Raw genomic sequence first — 18,116 nt, 5'->3', positions numbered from 1 at the left:
TCATGAAGGCCTGTCACTGGTTGCTCCCTTCGCAGTGCAGAGGACGACCATGCGCTCCCAGAAGACTTGCTCCAGCGTTGCCAGCTGTTGCGCCAATGCGTACGCGCGGCCGAGTGCGTCTGCTGGAGCGTCGGTGACTAGCTGCTGGACTGTAGCGATTTCTTCGTCCTCTATGTGGCCGAAGAAGGCGAAGTGTTCGAGTTCCAGTTCGCTGAAGGCGCCGGTGGCGCTCAGCGCCTCGTGCAGTTGCAAGTAGTTGAGGGTAGAGGGTCGGCACAGGTGGAGAAACGCCACGGGGTAGTCCCATGGGGTTCCTGATACGGCGATTCGTGCGATCAAGCCGGGATAAGCGAGGGCCAGAGCATCGAAAGAAGCAGATCCGTCACGAGTCAGTTTGAAGGCCTGGAGCAATGGGGTGAGGAGCTGGTGTGCTTCCTGTTCCACGGCGACGTTGCCTTTATAGAAACTGGCCAAGGGCGAGCCTCGATGACGTTGCAACATGAGCGTGGCTGAGGCGAAGTTGGCTGACACGAGTTCGTCGAGATGTTGCGGCAAGGGGCACAGTGCCTCCGGAGTGAGGTCGCCAGCGCGGATCATAGTTGCCAGCGGATTGGCGATTAGGGTGGCGCTAGGGATCGCGGGGGTCATCGGTTGGCGCCAATCTCGTAGAGCGGATGAGTAAAGGCACTGCGACCGTGCAGGTCGGGCCTAGCAGTGAGTTCAGCGGCCAGGCTCATTCGCCTTCTGTGTCGTTGATCGTCGTTCAGGTCACGGAGAAGGCCGTCAAGTCGCGACTGCAGTTCGTTAAGGACCGCGGTCCAAGCTGTTGTGGTGGGAGTTTGATGTTCGCCGAGATAGGTTCGGTACTCTTCGACGCAGTACGCGACGAAGATTTCCAAGGCGCAGTTGACCGCGATGGCACGCCGGTGCGCATTCTCCGGGTGCGCCGAGCGTGCTTGCCGGAGCAACTCGCTTTGGTCAGCGATCCACGATGTCGCGTCGGTGCTTTCGGAGTCGGGTAGAGGTGGCGTGCTCTGGGGTTGAGCGAGGGGCTGGCCAAGGGCGTCTTTGATCATTTGGGTTGAGCTGTCGAAGATGCGGGTTACGCGCGTGTCTCGCCAGAGACGTTCGATGTCGAACGGAGGATCGTCGCGGGCGATGGCTGAGGACGCCGTTTCATATCCTCGGCCTCCGACTATTTGGAGGAGCGTGTCGGTCGCGTGTGACGCAAGTTCACTGAGTATGAGTTTGGCGGCTTCGGCGTCGGTCGGCGCACAATGTCGGTCAAGTATGAACCAGGCGACGGCGTTGGCAGCGGTCGACGTTGCCATGAGGTCAGCGAGGAGTTCCTGGATCTGCGGGTTGGTAGGCAGGCCGCGGTCGGCCTGGCGCTCCTCCTGCGCCCACTTAGACGCCGAGCGCAAGCATGTCGTGATTGTCATAAGGCACACGACGGGGAGAGCGGCACGGCACTGTTTCAGACAGCCGAGGACCACGTCGAAACCGTGCCCTTCTGCACCGACGACTCGATCTGCGGGGATGCGGGCGTCATCAAGACGGATACGTCCGTTGGGCAGTCCCCGCATTCCGGCGAAGCTACTGAGCGGGCCCTGCGTGACTCCGACGTCGTCGGATTTGATTAGCAGCGCGGTTACTCCTCCGGGTGAAAGTGGTGTCGGGGCGACATCGACTACAACGATTGCATGGGTCGCGATGGTCGCATTGGTGATCCAAGTCTTGGTGCCGGAAATGCGATAGCAGTTGATCTCGGTGTCGAACCACGCTGTGGTGCCTAGCGGGCCAAGCCCGTAGCCGACAGCTGCTTCGTTGAGAGCGAAAGCAGACGAAGTCTGTGTGAGTTCTGGCAGATAACGATTGCGCTGCTCGGCGGTGCCGAACTCTATGAGCGGACGGACTGCCCCGACCACCTGATGAGCGGCGACAACCTCACACAAGGTCGCGTGTGTAGCTGAGAGGATCGCTAATGCCCCGAGCAAGCAGGAGTCAGAAAAACCAAGGCCGCCATACTGTTGGGGAATCGTGATGCGAAATGCGCCCAGTTTGCTGAGTTCGGCAATGATGTCGTCAGGAATCTGCAACGAGGATTCGATACGGGTAGTGAGGTCACCCCGCGCACACCACTTACTGACGGAGTCAAGGAAGGCGTCTTCTTCTGCAGTGAGGGTAGGGCGAGTTGGTTGCTCTGCTGTTCGCCTTGGTCGATGCCCGGAGAGGATCTGGTCCAGAACCGAAGCAGGATCGAACGGGCGGGTGGTCTGCGTCATGGCGCGCTCGTGAGTTCGACAGCGGTAAGCGGTCCTACGCGGCGGTGGGACAGGGACGCGGTCGGCAGTCCCGCGCGGTCTAGGAGGCGACGTAGATCGTCGAGCGTGCGTTCCCGACCGCCACTGATGACGAGCATGCACATGTCGGTGAGATATCCGACCGCGGCATTGCGATCGAAGTCGTCAGGGATGAAGTTGCCGATGATTATCAGTCTCGCGCCGGCGGGAACCTGTTCTGCGCAGGTTCGCAGGATTTGGTAGGCGCGTTCGTCATCCCAGTCTTGTAGGACGCTCTTGAGAATGTAGGTGGTGCCGTTTCTGGGGATGGCAGTGAAGAAGTCCCCGGCCTGGAAGTCGCACCGGTTGGCGACACTGGAACGATCGATGACACTGGGGGCGTTCGCGATGCCGGCAGGGCTGTCAAAGACGGTTCCGGTTGCAGTGGGGTTCGCTTGGAGCAGCTTGGTGAGGAAGGTGCCATCGCCTCCGCCGAGGTCGATGACCCTCTCGTTCTCGGCGAGCGTGATGATGGTGGTGGCAGCGGTGGCGGTCGCGGCTGCTTCCTCTTGCATCGCGCCGTTGAACAGGGCGTTCGCAGCATCATCCTCAGCGAAGTAGTCGTAGATGCTTTGCTGGTTGACGAGAAAAAAGCCAGGTGTCCCGGTGCGCAAGGTCTCCTCCAGGGAGTCCCAGGAGCGCTGGAAGAGTGGACTGGTGAAGTTCCGAGCGAAGTTGGCCAGCGTCCCTTCGCGTTCAGGCACCAGCAGTCGACCCGGTGAAGTGAGGTGAAATCGGTTCCCGGCCTCTTCGACAAGGTGGGCCTGTTGCAAGGTGCGGAGCAACCTGATGAGGTGCGCTTCGTCGATGCGCGCGCCAAGGGCTACCTCGGTCAAAGTGAGTCCGTCATCGACATCGAGCAGAGAGAAGATGCCGAAATCCCCCGCGGCGCGGATGGCATTGGAGACAATGTATCCGCCGATCAGTTGAATGACGGAGTCGCGGTCCTCGAGTGCAGTCATCAGAGTGTCCTTTCGGATTGTGCGGGTGACGTCAGCGGATGTTCCATCCAGACGTTGGGTTCGACGTAGGCGGCGTAGTCGAGCTCGTGGTTGACCGTTACTGGGGCGATTCCGCCGGGAACGGTGATCACACCGGACCGGTTGAAAGGCAAATCTGTCCACTGTCGCCACCGATAGATGGGTGCGACGACCGTCATCGCGGTTGGACAGAGACCGACCATTCGTGCTCCGAGGCGTTCATGGACACGGAGCCAGTTGTCCACCGGGAAACCGTCGTCGCGACGTCGAGCAACGTAGCTATCGATTGGTTCGTCTGGGCGTTCGGCCTTGCCCGTGGGGCGCACAGGCACGATCAGGTGCTCGAAGCCCAGACGGCGTGCTTCGTCGCGCAAAGCCGTCAGGGCCGTACGTGAGAGGCCACGCCCAGCGTGGTTGCTGCTGACACCCACTTCGAGGGCGCACAGCGTATTGAGGGCCGCACCGCGATGGGTATCAGTGACGGATTGCTCGACGATGCCGTCCCATCCCCGGTCGGGCAGCGAGTCAGGGTGGCCGTCCCATTGGATAGGCAGGGCTGCTACTCGGGCGACAGTGGTTTCCTGATCGAGTACGACGAGCTGGTACTGGGAGTGAACGTCGAGACCCCAATTGACGAGAAGCCGCGAGGGTTCGATGAAGGCAGGCCAGGCAACGTCCAACGAGAGGAAACTGGCTGCGAGGTCGGGGCGATACGCGAGTGAGAAGGTTTGGGTCGAGTTGCTCATGCGGTGTTCAACTCCGCGATGTGCTTGGCAGAGCGAGCTTCGCTAGAGATTATGGTCCGTTGGGTGTTCAGTCGTTGGAGGGCGGTGAGATATGACGATCGAGGCATAGCGGTTGCTCCCAGAGTTCGGGCATGGGGCGTGTCGTGCTGAAGGTCGAGCAAAGTGCCTCCACTTTGTGCGAATCTAGTCATGAGATCGACTACGGCAAGCTTTCCCGCTCCTTCGACGGCCGTGAACTGTGAGTCGGCGGTGAACACGGCACCGAGTCGCAGACCGAAGACGCCGCCAATGAGCTGATCGTCATCCCAGACTTCGCAGCTGTGGGCGACTCCAGCGTCATGTAGATTCCGCAGTGATTTGCGGAGCGCGCTGGTGATCCAGCTGCTGCCCCGGTGCTGGGCGCATCTGGTCACGACGTCATCGAACGCGACATCGATTGTGGTGCGCCATTGTCCGTGGCGTCGTGCGAGACGACGCATGCTACGGCCGGCACCGCGCGAGGTCAGATCGATGACGGGCCGCGGGTCTGGGTTCAGCCACGCGACCGAGTAGGGATCAGGGTCATTGACGGCAATCGTGCGAACGCCGGTGTCTACGTCGGCACCGTAGCGCATCTCGTTGAGGAGTGTCTGTTCGTAGGTCGCCGTGGGAAAACAGTAGAACCCGGCGAGTGCGGCAGCGTGGAGACGGCTCGCGGAAACGTCGCTGCCAAAGGCGAGGGGTCCGTTGTCGAGCTCGGTTGCGTGAGCGATGCGTTGCCAGTTGAGGCTCACAGGAAGTCCTTTCGTTCGAGGAAATCGAGGTACCGATCGATGAGCGGACCGTCGACCTCTGGGAAGGTGATGTCGGTTCCCGCTAGCGCATCTTCGACGTTCGTACGTGTGAAATCCGGGTAGGTGTCTTCCAGATACATCTCGGCAACGCTCATCTGCCCACCGGGACAGCGATCGATGAACAGGGGTGCGAACGGCGTCATAGGGTGTTGCGGGTCGGTCACGGCGAGGTCGATCATGTGGGTGACCCACTCGTCCCAGGGGACCTCTTTGACGGGATGACCGCGCGCCTGCAAACGGTCTTGGAGGACGGAGATGTGTGACTTGTTCGGGTTCGTGAGGTGGAAAACACGTCCATTGGCCGGCTGGGTCGTCGCAATGTGGACCATTGCGTCGGCGAACACGTCGACAGGTGTGTAGTCCATCGGCAGTTCGGCGACCGGAACGGCGTTGACATCGCGGATAAACCGCTTCATGCAACACATCTCCGTGGATGTGTTCCAGGTCCCTCGCGAGGAGTGGCCTGAAATGTCTGCGGCTCGGTAGATTCCCACAGGCAGCCCTGCTTCGGCGGCTCGACGCACATGGTGCTCGGCGATCCATTTGCTCTCGACGTACCCGACGCCCAGTTGATTCAGATGCCCCAGCGTGTCGTCCTCGTGGATCTGTTTCCTGTTGTTGACGATGCCGTGTCCGGCGATGACGGCCATAGTGGAGACATGGTGGAATGGTGCGCCGCGACGGGCGGCGAGTCGTAGGAGTTCGTAGGTTCCGTCGACGTTCGCTGCTTTCATCTCTGCGTAGGGGTAGATGAAGTTAACCGTTCCGCCGGAATGGAACACCATGTCCGTCCGGTTGGCCAACGCGTCGAACGCAGATTCGGTGAGTCCCAGGGAGGGCTGGGCGAGGTCGCCGAGGATGACATCGATACGGTCGAGAGCGTGCTCGGGGATGTCTGAGGCAGAGTCGTACTTCTGCCACGCTGCCATTAGGCGCTCGCGGGCGGCGTCTTCGGTTTCCGCGCGAACCAAACACGCCACCCGCGCGGAAGTTCGGCTAAGAAGACGCGGCAGAAGGTGAGCGCCGAGGAACCCGGTAGCCCCGGTGAGGACAGCGGCCGATGCTGAGGTGAGCGGTGATGCTGCATACGGCTGCTTGACGATCGGGGCGGGACGGCGAAGGTCAGCATCCATTAGCTCTTGAGGGCTTGCACCGGCCTGCAGGATGCCTGCGCGGGCCTCGGCGACAGCGATGCAGTAGGCGGAAAACGTCGGATTGGTCAGGAGACGTTCGATGAGTGCCCGTGCGAAGCGAACATGGATACCGAGACTCGAACGGGTGCGTGCGACGAGTTCGGCAGCGGCGATTGAGGTGCCTCCGGCATCGAAGAATGAAGCGCCCAGCTGGGCAACGTCGATCTCGAGAACATCTGTCCACACGGTCGCAACCGCTCGCTCGATTGCCGACTCACGCGCTTGTGGTCGCACGGGAGACGTAGAGTCCGCGCTCGAGGGCGCGATGAGTTCGAGTGTTCGGTAGTCGGTCTTTCCGTGTGGCGTCTGGGGAAGCGCGTCGAGCGCTGTCGCATGATTCGGGATGCAGTAACTCGGTAGCGTGGCGCGTGCCGTCTCGATCAGGCTGGCGCCACCAGGGTCAGGGTTGCCGAGCGCCACAGTGTAGAACGCGTGAAGCCGCAGTGCCGAGGCATCAGCGATGACGGCGACATCGCAAATAGCCGGGTGGCGTCGGATCGCGTTCTCGATCTCGTCCGGGCTGACGCGGAAACCACGGATCTTGATCTGACGATCCGAACGACCATCGATCACGAGGTGGCCAGCTGTGTCCAGATACCCCGTATCACCGGTGAGATACACAGGTTCTTCGCCGACTGCGATCGTGGCCAACGGAGTCAGCGTGCCACTGTCGCTCAGCGAGCCGAGCGCGAGCCGTCCTCCAATGGCAACGTGGCCGATCGTGCCGTGTGGGACAGGTGTGTGATTGTCGTCGATGACCACGACATGAGCACCCTCGATTGGTGCGCCGACGGCAGCAGGCCCGGTTTCAGGGAGGGACGAAATGTCCGGCTCAGCCAGACACGAAGTGATGCCAGTCTCGGTGAGCCCATAGGCATTGATGATCCGGGCGCGCGGATAGTGGGTGCTCACATCGATGAGGTCGTGATTCGACACCGCCGCGCCGCCGAGGATCGCGAGCCGCACGGAAAGGTCTTGATGCGACACGCTCGATGCCGCGTGGACAGCGACAGCGCGCCAGTAGCTCGGAGTCAGATCCATGACGGTCACTCGATAGAGTGCCAGCTGGTCTGCAAACTCCGAGGGAGCCCATGGCGTATCGGGTTGGACCAGCGTAGCTCCCGCGGCAAGGGTGACCCCGATCTGCTCCAGCGCCGTGTCGAACGTGGGAGCCGCGAACTGCAACACGCGATCATCGCGGGTGATGGCATAACGACTGACGAGGTGTTTGATCAGATCAGCGAAAGCTTCGTGTGATGCCAGAACTCCTTTAGGCGTGCCGGTCGAACCGGACGTGAAGATCGCATATGCGCCCGGTGCTGTTGCGCGGGCCTCGTCCGGGACGGTGCAATGGTCCTTGATCCGGGTGGCGCGCACCTCGTCAGTAGGCTCGTATCCGGCGAGGGTGATCGTGGCTACAGCCCCTGTGGCGCTGCGAATGGCCGTTTGTCGCTCGGTGGGATCATCCGGATCAACGGGGACGACAGTCAGACCGACGGCCCATGCGGCGAGCAGCGTGATGATCTGTTCGGGGCCGCGTGGCAACGCCACCATGACTGTCGACCCGGCCTCCCAGCGGTGCGCACGTAATGCCTCGGCAGCTTGGCTTACCCGGCTGACCAAGTCGCCATAGCTGATCTGAGTTGCCCCGTGGATGAGTGCGATGGCACTGGGACCGGCCTGCCCATGGTGGACAACCTGATCGAGAACATACGAGGAGTTGGTCAGCGAGTTCATTGGGGCACTTCCTGAGGTGAGGACGTGGGCCTGTGCAGTAGGGCGAGCACCGTTTCGGTCATGACGGCAGGCATCTGCGAGGGATCGGTGCGTCGGACTCCGAAATCACCGGGCGTCGCGTGGAAGATCCGGTGAATGGCCGCGATGAGCCACCACATAGGGAGGTCGGTGCGGAACGTACCCGCGTCTTGGCCTCGCTGTATCAGGGCTGTGATTCTCGCGGCTGGAACCTCGTGCAATTCCCACAGTCGTTCTGGTGACAGTTCTTCGCATGCAGCGATGACCAGGGAACGCGACTGGTCCATGAGTTGCCAGCTTCGATTGAGTACATTTTCCAATGCCCGCGCGGAGTCCGGGTCACCGGTCATGGTGTCGAGCGCGCGCTGGGCCTCCGAGAACTCTCTGGCAAGTGCTGCGTCGACGAGGTCGCGACGGGACTCGAAGTGCCCGTAAAGCGTGGCGCGTCCGACCCCTGCTACACGAGCGATGCTGGTCATCGTCGCGTCCGGTCTCTGCCGAAGCTGGAGTGCTGCAGCTTCGACGATGCGCTCGGTGTTCCTGACTGCATCGGTGCGCCGAGCGGCGCGAGGTTCATGCATGAGCCGGACCTCCAATAGTCAAACATCAGTGTCTGACTTACCGTATCACAACTCATACACTATTGCGCGAGATCGGTACCGGCGCGGGTACTGCGCTAGCGAGCGGCCGGGAGGGGGGGAGAAGTCCTTCGATGCGTACATGTGGCAGGCCGTGGGACGTAAAGCGCGGTTCATCTCCCAGATCATGCATGGCTCCTCGACGCCCGTGAGATCGAAGAGATCGACTCCGCCGAGCTCTCCGCAGCCGAGGCCAAGGCGGTCAGTTCCTGCAACCCACTGCTATTGGAGCACTCCACCATCCAAGCCGAGGTCGCCAAACTCCACCGCCTCGAAATCGCCCACTCCCGCAACGAGTCCATGCTCGAACACACTCGTGCCCGCGCTCGCGAGGACATCACTGCCCACCAGGACGAGATCGCCGGGCTGGAGAACGCCACCGGGCGGGTCAAGGACACCTCTGGTGAGGACTTCCGCATGAAGGTAGCCGGACAGAGTTTGGATTCTCGCACCGATGCAGGGCAGGCGGTGGCCCAATGGGCCCACCGTGAGGGCCTGACGTGGGCGCCGAAGCACGTCAGCCGCGACTTCAGCACGCTGGGGCAGATCAGTGGCTTGGGACTGCTGAAGGTTCGGTTGACTTCACGACTGGATAGAATCCAGGAAGGTGAGAGGTCATGCCAAAGATCTACACCGATGAGTTCAAGCAGTCAGCACTCGACCTCATCAACGACGGAATGACCCAGAAGCAGGTCTGCGCCGACCTTGGCATATCGAAATCAGCCCTGCAAGCCTGGGTTCGCGACTCACGCCTGCGTGAGCACGGACTCGAACCCGCCCAGCGATCCCGAGGAGTCACGGGCCCAGGCAGCAGCATTGAAGCGGATCCGGGGGCTTGAGCGGGAGAACACGATCCTCCGCGAGGCCGCAGCGTATCTCTCGCAAGCGAACGTGAAGCTCGGTGGTCACCACCCACAATGATGTACCCGCAGGTACCGTGACCATGCTGCCACCGGGGTGCCGGTGGCAGTGACCTGCAGGGTGCTCGGCTTCTCGAAGCAGGGGTTCCACCAATGGTGTGCGCGCCCCGACTCGGATCGGGACTGGGACGAGGCACACCTAATCAATGCCGCCTACGACATCCACACCGACGACCCTTCAGTATCGGGCACCGGTTCATCGCTGATGAACTCCACGCCGCCAGCTACGGGGCCTCTGAGCGTCGTGTGTGGCGACTGTACTCGCAGGACCAGTTGTTCTCCCACACCATCAAACGAGCCCGGAAACACGGCAAGACGCCCGGCCCGCGGGTGTGTGATGACCTCGTCAAACGCGACTTCACCGCGAGTTCGATCAACGAAGCGTGGGTGACCGATATTACGGAGCACCCCAACGGTGAGGGGAAGCTGTACATGTGCGCAGTCAAGGATGTCTACAGCAACAAGATCGTTGGCTATGCCATCGATTCCAGGATGAAATCGCGCCTGGCGGTCGCGGCGATCGAGGACGCCGTGGCCCGTCGTGGCGGGCCACGAGCCGCAGCCGGCTGCGTGGTCCACAGCGATAGGGGCTCGCAGGGCGGATTCAATTGGTCGTCGCAACACCTCGAGTATGGAGGTCGGCAAGAGTGGCGACGAAGGACTGGATTGCCAAGACCAGCGATGTGCCCGAGGGCGTGCGACGGCAGTGGCGCGCGGATCGAGCATTGCGGCCCCCGACGCGGTCCCCGGGACGTCCCGAGCCCTCACGGGCGGTGCAGCGTGAGTTCTGGAGGCTGATCACAACGGGTATCACCTCGGCCGAGGCCGCGTTGACAGTGGGCGTGTCCGTGCCGGTGGGTACACGCTGGTTTCGCCATGCTTGTGGCATGCCACCGATCTCGCTTGCAGCGCCCACCGGCCGCTACTTGTCGTTCGAGGAGCGTGAGGAGATCGCGATCATGCGCTCCACAGGCCTGGGAGTGCGCCAGATCGCTCGTGAGCTGGGTCGTGACCCGGGGACGGTGTCACGGGAACTGCGGCGCAACGCCGCGACTCGAGGCGGTAGATCCGAGTATCGGGCGGTGGTGGCGCAGTGGAAGGCGCAGCAGGCGGCCAAACGTCCGAAAGTCGCCAAGCTCGTGACCAACGACCGACTTCGCCAGTACGTTCAGGAACGCCTCGACGGGTCAATCAAGCGAGCTGACGGGACCGGGGTTGCTGGGCCAGTGACAGGCGACTGGAAGGGGCGTAACAAGCCGCACCGGCAGGACCGGCGGTGGGCGACGGCGTGGAGTCCGGAACAGATCTCTCATCGTTTGAGGATCGATTTCGCTGATGATGAGTCCATGCGTATCAGCCACGAGGCGATCTACCAGGCCCTGTTCATCGAGGGACGCGGCGCGCTCAAACGAGAGCTGGTCGCGTGCCTACGCACTGGGCGGGCACTTCGCCGGCCGCGGGCGCGGACTCAGAACAAGCCGCGGGGGCATGTCACCGAGGACGTGGTCCTCAGCGAGCGTCCCGCCGACGCCGCCGACCGCGCGGTTCCCGGGCATTGGGAGGGAGATCTGATCATCGGCACAGGCCGGTCCGCGATCGGCACCATCATCGAGCGCTCCAGCCGCTCCACACTGCTGGTACACCTGCCCAGGCTCGACGGCTGGGGCGAGAGTCCGCCGGTGAAGAACGGTCCCGCCCTCGCCGGATACGGCGCGGTCGCGATGAACGCTGCGCTGACGACCGCGTTGACCCGCCTGCCCGAGCAGTTGCGCAAGACCCTGACCTGGGACCGCGGCAAAGAGCTCTCCGCTCATGCACAGTTCACCCTCGATACTGGCACGCGAGTGTTCTTCGCCGATCCACACTCGCCTTGGCAGCGACCCACGAACGAGAACACCAATGGTCTGCTGCGACAGTACTTCCCGAAGGGCACTGATCTGTCGCGCTGGTCGGCCAAGGACCTCGAGGCAGTCGCTCACGCGCTGAACAATCGACCCCGGAAGGTCCTCGGCTGGAAGACGCCGGCGGAGGTCTTCGAAGAGCAACTACGATCGCTTCAACAACCCGGTGTTGCAACGACTAGTTGAACTCGCCCAATTTCGGTCGATTCGCTATGGCGAGGCTCTCGCGGAATCCGAGCTTGTCGCGTCGGTGGGATCGCGCGGAGATTCGTATGACAATGCGATGGCTGAGGCGTTGAACTCGGTGTACAAGGCTGAGCTGATTGACAGACGGGTGTGGTCAGGATTGATCGAGGTGCTCGCGGAGACCTCGGCGTGGGTGGCCTGGTACAACCAGGAGCGGTTGCATTCAGCGGTCGGGTACCGTCCGCCGATCGAGGTCCATTCTGAATGGGTCAACCAGTCCGCGGCAGAACCCGTGGCTGCTTAGGAAACCAGGAAAAGGAGCCTCTACGAAACCCGGGGCATGAAACGTTGTTCCACTCGGCGTGGGTGGCGTCGTGTCATGACTCGTTGTCGAAGGCGTATTACGACCGGAAACGGGTTGAGGGTAAGCGTCATATTGCGGCAGTCATGTGTCTGGCTCGGCGCCGGCTCAATGTTCAGTTCGCGATGGTCAAGGCCGGGGCCTTCTACGAGGCGAAGACCCCGACTGCTGCTTGACAATGAATGTAACGGGGAATCGTCGAGTTACAGGGCTCTGCTGATCGAGTCGCCTGACCACGCCGTTGGCCGCTCCCGCGGGGGCCTATCGACAAAGACTCATCAGCTCGGCCACTCGATATGACAAGCTCGCCGTCGTCTACCGGGCCGCTGTCGTGTTCAACGGTGTGATCGCCTGGTTACAGTATTTATCAGACACGCCCTAACTGTCCTGCCTCCATGCGATCCGGAGATGGCTCTCACCGTGCCACATGCCATGTGAGTCCAGGTGGACGAGCTCCCCGACCGCCGAGGGCATCACGATGGTCCTGTGCGCGGCGGCAGTGAGCACAGGAGATGACTCAATAGCTGAGGGCATCGCCTGCAATCCCACCCCGAGGGCTTTGCCAGCGGCCTCCTTCGCCGTCCAGATCTCGGTGGAGACACGCTCGACGGCAACCTCGCCTTGGAGTTCAGCACGCTCGCCAGGCGACCAGGCACAGGCAAGGTCCGCGCACCCGGGCGAAGAGAGTCGCTGTTCGATGTCGACTCCGACCGGCACGTCGGCGACCACTACCGCGGCGGTCAGTGCGGAGTGTGAGACCGAGAAGTACTTGTCCTCGTAACAAAGAGGAAAACACCGGTCTGAACTGCGGAAATAGCGCCTGGCCTCGGTCCCGAGTGCTCGTTCGACAAGGAGCGCGGCAACGTCATCGCCGCTGTGCCAGGAGGCCGTCCAGAGACGGAGGGGCGACGGTGATCTATGACACATTTTGGCGTTTTCGCCGTTAAACCTTGATGTATGCACAAGCACTAGTCTAGGTTAATGCATGTACATCGAAGAACATTCGAGGTGATCAGACCGGATCCGATCCGGGCCGATCGGCTCGACGCGCAACGAACACGGAAGGGGACAGCATGAGCATGACAGTCACGAGCGTCCATACTGCGGTGACTGGCCTGAGCCTGGAACCAGGCACCATCGTCGAAGGCGAAGACGAGCGCAAGGACGACATCACTGGTCGTGAGTACGGCATCTACCGCGCGGCGAAGAACCGTCACCTCATCGATGAGTGCGTCAGCCTTCTCAACAGGGGAGGAGTTGCAGCGCTGGTGCCCACCTCGGCCTCCGCCGCCTACGTGGAGACGATCGCCGAGCAGGTCGAACAGTTCGCCAGAACACGCTCGACCTCCACGAACGCTTCGGAGGGCGGCGTGCTCGCTCTGCCCACCTCCGGCTCGACGGGAGCACCCAAGCTCGTCGCCCTCCCCGTGACAGGTCTGGCTCACTTCCTGAACTGGGGCAGCGAGTACTTCGGCTTCGAGGACGCGACGGTCTCGTTGAGTCTGAGCCCCTGGAACTTCGACGTCTCCCTCCTCGACACCTGGGCCGTTCTGGTCGCCGGCGGCACGGTGGTGGCAGCGGAGGCAGCGCGACTGCACGACGCGGCATACCTGACCCGGATGCTCGATGAGTACCGACCGACGTTCGTCCAGGTCGTTCCCTCCACACTAGACGCACTGCTCAACGCCGCAAGGGATGCGGAGTACCCCTCGGTTCACGACGTCGTCCTCACCGGCGGCGTCGTGGCACAACCCCTGCGTGCCGCCGCGACGCGCCTGTTCCCCACAGCAACGTTCCACAACGTCTATGGCGCCACTGAGGTCAACGACTGCCTCATCGAGACACTCTCGGCCGAGCAGTTCGCCGCCGCTGAGACGTTACCGATCGGCAAACCCATCTCCGGTTGCGAGGTCTACCTCGACGCCGACGGAGACCTGGCCCGCCTTCACGCGGCTGAGGAAGCCATGGACGGGGAACTGCTCGTACGCACGCCGTGGATGGCGCTCGGCTACATCGCTGAGGGAACCATCGCTCCCTTGCCGCTGACCGGGGAGGGCCTGTACCCGATGAAGGATGAGGCCAGCTGGTCAAGCGGGCACCTGATGTACCAGGGCCGCCGCGACCGCATGGTCAAAGTCCGCGGGCAGCGCGTGAATCTCGAAGAGATCGAGCATTGCGCGCGCCGGACGGCCCTGGTCGGCATGGCCTGCGCGTGGTTAGAGAACTCCGGTTCCGACGAGAAGCTGCATCTGGCCTACACTGTGCCCGACCATGGCCGCCTCGTCAACGGGTTCCAGCTTCGCATGGCGATGAGCGCTCACTTACCTGCCTTCGCGATGCCGAACCAGCTGCATGCCTTCGACGGCCCCTTTCCCTTGAACGGCAACGGCAAACCTGATCTGCCCACCATCAAGTCACACGTAGAAAGCGAGTAACGAATGTCCACCATCCACGAGGTCAAGCAGTACATTGTCGAGACTTTTGCCACCGATATCACCGCTGACCAGTTGCCCGACGATGTCGACCTGCTCACGACCGGCATTCTCACCAGCGTCACCACCGTCCAGCTGTTGGGCTGGTGTGCCCGGACCTACAAGATTCCGATCAACACGATCCCTATCAACCCGGACGAGCTGAAGACTCCCGAAGGCATCACCGGCTTCATCGCGGCCAACCGGACCGACGCTTTGGCCTCCTGACCTCCATCACGACCAACCATCACCGAAATCCCTTCTAGAAGAAAAGGAGTACCTCCATGTTCACCAGGTCCAAGAATGACGTTTCCGCTGTCGAGTGGGGCAATGGCACCAGCCACCGCCTCTTGGTCGAGAACGACAACATGGGCTTCGCCCTGGCCCACACCGTCGTCCGCGCCGGCACCGAGTCCAAGCTCGAGTACCGGAAGAACCTCGAAGCCTGCTACTGCATCCGCGGCTCGGGCAACGTCGAAGACACCCAGGGCAACTTCTTCGAGGTTACTCCCGGCGTGGTTTACGTCCTGGACGGCAACGAGCCCCACTACTTGCGGGCATCGGACCACGAGGATCTCGAACTCGTCAGCGTCTTCAACCCGCCGATCCGCGGCGACGAGAAGCACGTGCTCAGCGCTAGCGGTTTCAGCACCTACTGAGGAGGACGAGCATGAGCACGATTCTGACCGACGACCCATGGTCGAGCTTCCTCGACCATTTGCGCGAGTACACGCCCACGACCCCATCCTCACGGCAGGATGGCTTTCCAACGGGACTGTGGAATGCTGCTGCCGCGAGCGGGCTGTTCAGCCTCCTCGCTGCCGAGGGCATTGGCAGCACAGGGATGAGTACCGCCATCAACCGGGTCCGTGAACTCGGGCGCACCAGCCCGGACCGGGGACTGACCTTCTCAGCAGTGACTCAGCTGGCCAGTACCATCTACTGCCTGCGCGCATTCGCAGATCGACAACTGCGGGACCGCTACCTTCCGGCGGCCGAATCCGGCACCGCCATCGGTGGGCACGCCATCACCGAGGCCGACGCCGGCTCAGACGTGATGAAGATGACGAGCACTGCCGTCCTCAGCAACGGCCACTACGTCCTGAACGGAGCGAAGCGGTTCATCACCAACGCACCGATCGCCTCGACCTTGGTGATCTACGCCAAGACCGTCGAAGACGGCGCCGACAAGGGGCTCTCAGCCTTCCTCGTCGAGACCGGATGGCCCGGTGTCGACACCTCCCAGCAGTTGCCCACGGCCGGGCTGACCACCTCGCCGATCGGAGAGGTCGCGCTGGAGGACGTGAGGGTACCCATCACCAACCGGATCGGGCACAGCGGCGCAGGCCTGTTGATCCTCGACCAGGTCATGAAACGCGAGATCCTGCTGGCTTTCGCCGGCAATATCGGCGAAATGGAGCAGCTGGTCACCCGCTCAGTGCAGTATGTCAACGACCGCAAACAGTTCGGGCGCAGCATCGGCAGCAATCAGCTGGTGGCGGACCGGATCGTGCAGACCCAGATCGCCATCGAACTGGGCGGAGCCCTGCTGGAATCTATCGCGGAACGACTGGACGGCTTCGAGGACGTGACCGTCCCGATCGCCGCGGCCAAGGTCTTCATCAGCGAGGCCAACGTCGACTCGGCGATCAATGCCATCCGTGTCCACGGCGGCAACGGGTACCTGACCACGGCACCGCTGGCGAGCAACCTCCTCGACGCGATCCCCGGAGCGATCTACTCCGGATCGAATGACCTCCTGCGCACTAAGATCGCCACCATGTTAGGAGTGAGCTCATGATCGCCCGCGACCTCCAGCTGACCCAGGCAACCGCCGTGCTCGACTACGACGCCCCGAGCGTTGCGCAGTTCGTCGAGGACGCTGGCTGTTACAGCGAAGCGAATATCGCCAAGGCCGTCGAACGCCTCCACGACGCTGTCCGCGACACTATCGACTACAACGTCTTCAACGTCGCGCTGCACACAGACCTCGGCGCCTCCGACGTTGTCGATGAACCCTCCGGCTTCTGCCTGCACAAGAGCATTCTGTTCGTCGCCGGGTGCCGCAAGCTCGGAGTTCCAGCCGTGCTGTGCTCCGACGTGGTCACCAACCACGTCGCCGACGCCGCGATGCACGAGCTCGTCGGAGGTGAGGAGTTCCTGCACTGGTTCGCACGGATCTACCTCAACGGTCGATGGATCAAAGCTGCGCCCATCTTCAACACGCTGCTGTGCATGCTCTACGGCATCGACGTCCTCCGCTTCAATCCCAGCGGCGACGCCATCGAACAGCGCAACAGTGACAGCACGAGGATGATCTATAGCGGCGAGCAACGCTCCTACGTCGATCCGGACATGGACACACTGCTCTCGCTCATCGCGGCCAAGCACCCCAAGATGGTCACCGACTACGGACGCACTCCGACCTCGCTGAGCCTGGCCGGAACGACGTTGCCGAACTAGAAAGGAAAGGACATATGTGGAAATACGACGGTTGGGAATCCGACTTCAAACTCGGAATCGTCACCCCTCACGCCGACATCGGCCCGGAGGCTGAAGCCCAGGCGATGCTCGCCGGCACACGCAGCACCATTCACGGAGCACGCGTGGACTTCAGCCCGATGCACCCAGGCGGGACAATCGACGAGAAGATCGCCCATGACCCGGTCTTGCAGTTCATCGCTCCAGATATCATCGACCGCACGGTCGACAGCCTCTCCAGCTCGCCCTTGGACGCCATCGGACTGGCCTTCACCAGCTCCTCGTTCAAGATCGGAGCACACCGTGAGCAAGAACTGCTCACACGCCTGGCAACGGTCAGCCACGGCATCAAGCTCGACACCACCGGTACCGCGGCCACCGCCGCGATCCGAAAGCTGGGTCTGAAAAAAATCGCTATCATGGCGCCGTCCTGGTTCGACGACGACCTCTGCCGAGCCGGCGAGGCCTACTTCCTCGACCAGGGCATCGACATCATCTCCGCAACCCCCAGTGGCCCTACAGGAGGCCCGCTGACCATCACTCCGGCGGCCACTGCCGCAGCAGTGGAGGAACTGGTCGCGGCGACCGGCGCTCAGGCAGTGTTCGTCGCCGGCAACGGACAGCGAGCCATCGGAGCGATCGACCATCTGGAGTCCATGCTCGGCATCACGATGCTCACCGCCAATCAAGTTCTCTTGTGGTCAAGCCTCGACGGCACCGACCTGAGGTCCCGGGTGAGAGGATACGGATGCCTATTTGACGCGGGTTGACTCAGAAGGGCGCCCACGATAGTGTTACGTGCATGTACATGGAATCATCTGAGGCAGCAGACACCCCCCCGGCCCGCAATCTGAGCACGGCATGGGCGCAGGTCACGGCGATCGTCGCCGCGGTGGACGCGACACTGGGCAAATGGCTCGTCGATAATTACGGCATCGGTCTGACCGAGTATCGTGCAGTCCTGCATTTGAGCAGAACCTCGGACCGGGAGTTGCGTATCACCGAGCTCGCCCACAGGGTCGGCCTCAACCAGAGTTCTGTGACCCGGCTCGTCGGCCGCATGGAGGACAAGGAGCTCGCGTTCCGGGACGCCTGCCCCGACGACGGGCGCGGGGTCTACGCCGTCATTACCGAGAAAGGCCTCAACTCCGTGGCAGAGATCCGCGAACCCTACGAAGCGAAGATCTGCGAACTCCTCAGCGGGGCAGCCAGGCAGTACCCGCAGTTGGACCTCGGTGACCTCGACCGTTCCTTCGAGACCATCAGCAAGCTCGTCTCGTAAGGTTGCCAACCCTGGAGAAGGAGGGGC

Annotated in this window: 18 protein-coding genes and 2 pseudogenes; 12 read left to right on the top strand and 8 right to left on the bottom strand. The window is 62.3% G+C overall.

The genetic code is table 11. From position 1 onward, the window contains the following. The 7 genes from FJ887_RS13240 to FJ887_RS13210 are packed head-to-tail and all read right to left on the bottom strand — an operon-like array spanning position 1 to position 8,430. Positions 1–648 carry a hypothetical protein gene (locus FJ887_RS13240; protein ID WP_137826975.1) on the bottom strand — a complete coding sequence of 216 codons (648 nt, stop codon included), beginning with the start codon at positions 646–648 and terminating at the stop codon, positions 1–3. Beyond that, on the bottom strand, positions 645–2,285 hold the full coding sequence (locus tag FJ887_RS13235) for an acyl-CoA dehydrogenase family protein (RefSeq protein WP_137826974.1): 1,641 nt from the start codon (positions 2,283–2,285) through the stop codon (positions 645–647). The genes FJ887_RS13240 and FJ887_RS13235 overlap by 4 nt, the downstream gene beginning before the upstream one ends. Next, on the bottom strand, positions 2,282–3,304 hold the full coding sequence (locus tag FJ887_RS13230; RefSeq protein WP_140955516.1) for a methyltransferase: 1,023 nt from the start codon (positions 3,302–3,304) through the stop codon (positions 2,282–2,284). The genes FJ887_RS13235 and FJ887_RS13230 overlap by 4 nt, the downstream gene beginning before the upstream one ends. After that, positions 3,304–4,068: a GNAT family N-acetyltransferase gene (locus tag FJ887_RS13225; RefSeq protein WP_137825425.1), complete on the bottom strand. Its 765-nt coding sequence runs from the start codon at positions 4,066–4,068 to the stop codon at positions 3,304–3,306. Before FJ887_RS13225 ends, FJ887_RS13230 begins: the two co-directional genes overlap by 1 nt. Beyond that, a complete protein-coding gene (locus FJ887_RS13220; protein ID WP_137825426.1) occupies positions 4,065–4,841 on the bottom strand; it encodes a leucyl/phenylalanyl-tRNA--protein transferase in 777 nt (258 codons plus the stop codon). Before FJ887_RS13220 ends, FJ887_RS13225 begins: the two co-directional genes overlap by 4 nt. Further along, positions 4,838–7,831 (bottom strand): thioester reductase domain-containing protein, encoded by a 2,994-nt coding sequence (locus tag FJ887_RS13215; RefSeq protein WP_137825427.1) that lies wholly within the window; start codon positions 7,829–7,831, stop codon positions 4,838–4,840. The genes FJ887_RS13220 and FJ887_RS13215 overlap by 4 nt, the downstream gene beginning before the upstream one ends. Beyond that, positions 7,828–8,430 carry a TetR/AcrR family transcriptional regulator gene (locus tag FJ887_RS13210; RefSeq protein WP_137825428.1) on the bottom strand — a complete coding sequence of 201 codons (603 nt, stop codon included), beginning with the start codon at positions 8,428–8,430 and terminating at the stop codon, positions 7,828–7,830. Before FJ887_RS13210 ends, FJ887_RS13215 begins: the two co-directional genes overlap by 4 nt. Before the next feature lie 674 nt (positions 8,431–9,104). On the opposite strand from FJ887_RS13210, the gene FJ887_RS13205 reads away from it, so the two are divergent. The 5 genes and pseudogenes from FJ887_RS13205 to FJ887_RS13185 form a co-directional block, all read left to right on the top strand. Then, positions 9,105–9,326, top strand: coding sequence for a transposase (locus FJ887_RS13205; RefSeq protein WP_137825429.1), 222 nt, complete (start codon positions 9,105–9,107; stop codon positions 9,324–9,326). A gap of 318 nt (positions 9,327–9,644) precedes the next feature. After that, a pseudogene (locus tag FJ887_RS18655) lies at positions 9,645–10,004 on the top strand (DDE-type integrase/transposase/recombinase); the annotation flags it as partial. Between the two features lie 98 nt (positions 10,005–10,102). Continuing rightward, positions 10,103–11,494, top strand: a complete 1,392-nt coding sequence (locus FJ887_RS13200) for an IS30 family transposase (RefSeq protein WP_212743312.1) — start codon at positions 10,103–10,105, stop codon at positions 11,492–11,494. Then, complete coding sequence (locus FJ887_RS18385) at positions 11,475–11,798, top strand: integrase core domain-containing protein (protein WP_350457228.1); 324 nt, start codon at positions 11,475–11,477, stop codon at positions 11,796–11,798. The genes FJ887_RS13200 and FJ887_RS18385 overlap by 20 nt, the downstream gene beginning before the upstream one ends. 295 nt (positions 11,799–12,093) lie before the next feature. Then, positions 12,094–12,237: pseudogene (locus FJ887_RS13185) on the top strand (IS5/IS1182 family transposase); the annotation flags it as partial. Here FJ887_RS13185 and FJ887_RS13180 read toward each other — a convergent pair. Beyond that, positions 12,234–12,824 carry a 4'-phosphopantetheinyl transferase superfamily protein gene (locus FJ887_RS13180; protein ID WP_137825433.1) on the bottom strand — a complete coding sequence of 197 codons (591 nt, stop codon included), beginning with the start codon at positions 12,822–12,824 and terminating at the stop codon, positions 12,234–12,236. The pseudogene FJ887_RS13185 and the gene FJ887_RS13180 overlap by 4 nt on opposite strands. A 104-nt stretch (positions 12,825–12,928) precedes the next feature. Between FJ887_RS13180 and FJ887_RS13175 the strand changes: the two genes are divergently transcribed. From FJ887_RS13175 to FJ887_RS13145, 7 genes are read left to right on the top strand one after another with little or no spacing between them, the layout of a single operon-like run. Beyond that, positions 12,929–14,290, top strand: a complete 1,362-nt coding sequence (locus tag FJ887_RS13175; RefSeq protein WP_137825434.1) for an AMP-binding protein — start codon at positions 12,929–12,931, stop codon at positions 14,288–14,290. A gap of 3 nt (positions 14,291–14,293) precedes the next feature. After that, positions 14,294–14,554 (top strand): acyl carrier protein, encoded by a 261-nt coding sequence (locus FJ887_RS13170; protein WP_137825435.1) that lies wholly within the window; start codon positions 14,294–14,296, stop codon positions 14,552–14,554. A 56-nt stretch (positions 14,555–14,610) separates the two neighbouring features. Then, positions 14,611–14,985: an ectoine synthase gene (locus tag FJ887_RS13165; protein ID WP_137825436.1), complete on the top strand. Its 375-nt coding sequence runs from the start codon at positions 14,611–14,613 to the stop codon at positions 14,983–14,985. 11 nt (positions 14,986–14,996) lie between these two features. Next, positions 14,997–16,127, top strand: coding sequence for an acyl-CoA dehydrogenase family protein (locus tag FJ887_RS13160; protein WP_137825437.1), 1,131 nt, complete (start codon positions 14,997–14,999; stop codon positions 16,125–16,127). Next, complete coding sequence (locus FJ887_RS13155; protein ID WP_111353167.1) at positions 16,124–16,789, top strand: transglutaminase-like domain-containing protein; 666 nt, start codon at positions 16,124–16,126, stop codon at positions 16,787–16,789. The genes FJ887_RS13160 and FJ887_RS13155 overlap by 4 nt, the downstream gene beginning before the upstream one ends. Positions 16,790–16,803: 14 nt before the next feature. After that, positions 16,804–17,577, top strand: a complete 774-nt coding sequence (locus tag FJ887_RS13150) for an aspartate racemase/maleate isomerase family protein (protein WP_137825438.1) — start codon at positions 16,804–16,806, stop codon at positions 17,575–17,577. A gap of 32 nt (positions 17,578–17,609) precedes the next feature. Next, positions 17,610–18,089 (top strand): MarR family winged helix-turn-helix transcriptional regulator, encoded by a 480-nt coding sequence (locus tag FJ887_RS13145; RefSeq protein WP_250786243.1) that lies wholly within the window; start codon positions 17,610–17,612, stop codon positions 18,087–18,089. The last annotated feature ends 27 nt before the right edge of the window (positions 18,090–18,116 follow it).

Origin of the sequence: Brevibacterium sp. XM4083, assembly GCF_006489205.2 — a bacterium.
GTDB lineage: Bacteria > Actinomycetota > Actinomycetes > Actinomycetales > Brevibacteriaceae > Brevibacterium.
Note: the sequence above shows the minus strand (reverse complement) of the source record. Positions and strands in the feature narration are given on the sequence as shown.

What these genes read in the sequence shown, in the direction of transcription:
- FJ887_RS13205 (WP_137825429.1), top strand. Translation starts at nt 9,105, where the DNA reads ATGCCAAAGATCTACACCGATGAGTTCAAGCAGTCAGCACTCGACCTC.
- FJ887_RS13150 (WP_137825438.1), top strand. Translation starts at nt 16,804, where the DNA reads ATGTGGAAATACGACGGTTGGGAATCCGACTTCAAACTCGGAATCGTC.
- FJ887_RS13230 (WP_140955516.1), bottom strand. Translation starts at nt 3,304, where the DNA reads ATGACTGCACTCGAGGACCGCGACTCCGTCATTCAACTGATCGGCGGA.
- FJ887_RS13170 (WP_137825435.1), top strand. Translation starts at nt 14,294, where the DNA reads ATGTCCACCATCCACGAGGTCAAGCAGTACATTGTCGAGACTTTTGCC.
- FJ887_RS13145 (WP_250786243.1), top strand. Translation starts at nt 17,610, where the DNA reads ATGTACATGGAATCATCTGAGGCAGCAGACACCCCCCCGGCCCGCAAT.
- FJ887_RS13225 (WP_137825425.1), bottom strand. Translation starts at nt 4,068, where the DNA reads ATGAGCAACTCGACCCAAACCTTCTCACTCGCGTATCGCCCCGACCTC.
- FJ887_RS13155 (WP_111353167.1), top strand. Translation starts at nt 16,124, where the DNA reads ATGATCGCCCGCGACCTCCAGCTGACCCAGGCAACCGCCGTGCTCGAC.
- FJ887_RS13210 (WP_137825428.1), bottom strand. Translation starts at nt 8,430, where the DNA reads ATGCATGAACCTCGCGCCGCTCGGCGCACCGATGCAGTCAGGAACACC.
- FJ887_RS13240 (WP_137826975.1), bottom strand. Translation starts at nt 648, where the DNA reads ATGACCCCCGCGATCCCTAGCGCCACCCTAATCGCCAATCCGCTGGCA.
- FJ887_RS13175 (WP_137825434.1), top strand. Translation starts at nt 12,929, where the DNA reads ATGAGCATGACAGTCACGAGCGTCCATACTGCGGTGACTGGCCTGAGC.
- FJ887_RS13215 (WP_137825427.1), bottom strand. Translation starts at nt 7,831, where the DNA reads ATGAACTCGCTGACCAACTCCTCGTATGTTCTCGATCAGGTTGTCCAC.
- FJ887_RS13160 (WP_137825437.1), top strand. Translation starts at nt 14,997, where the DNA reads ATGAGCACGATTCTGACCGACGACCCATGGTCGAGCTTCCTCGACCAT.
- FJ887_RS13235 (WP_137826974.1), bottom strand. Translation starts at nt 2,285, where the DNA reads ATGACGCAGACCACCCGCCCGTTCGATCCTGCTTCGGTTCTGGACCAG.
- FJ887_RS13165 (WP_137825436.1), top strand. Translation starts at nt 14,611, where the DNA reads ATGTTCACCAGGTCCAAGAATGACGTTTCCGCTGTCGAGTGGGGCAAT.